Annotated in this window: 1 protein-coding gene; it reads left to right on the forward strand. The window is 56.8% G+C overall.

Features of this window, described 5'->3' with window-relative positions:
• Positions 1-361, forward strand: a 361-nt coding sequence (locus tag X742_RS140090; protein ID WP_023775705.1) for a CreA family protein, incomplete at both ends; no start/stop codon positions are given.

Consider the following 361-nt stretch of genomic DNA (forward strand, 5'->3'; position numbering starts at 1 on the left):
AGGTCGGCGTCGACTGGATCGGCAACGACATCATCGTCGAGGCGATCAAGGATCCGAAAGTGGAGGGCGTCACCTGCCACGTTTCCTATTTCGATCGCAGCGTCATCGACCGCCTGCACAAGGGCAACTGGTTCGAGGATCCCAGCGATTCCTCGATCTCCTGCCGTCAGACCGGTCCGATCACCATCGGGGATATTGATACAAGCGAAGGCGGCGAAGAGGTTTTCAAGCAAGGCATCAGCCTGATCTGGAAGAAGCAGGTGGTGAACCGCATCTACGACAAGACCAACGAGACGTTGATCTATCTCTCGCATTCGCGCCAGGTGCAGAACGGCTCGGCGAAAATGTCGGTCACGACAGT

This window comes from Mesorhizobium sp. LNHC229A00 (genome assembly GCF_000502415.1).
Taxonomy (GTDB): domain Bacteria; phylum Pseudomonadota; class Alphaproteobacteria; order Rhizobiales; family Rhizobiaceae; genus Mesorhizobium.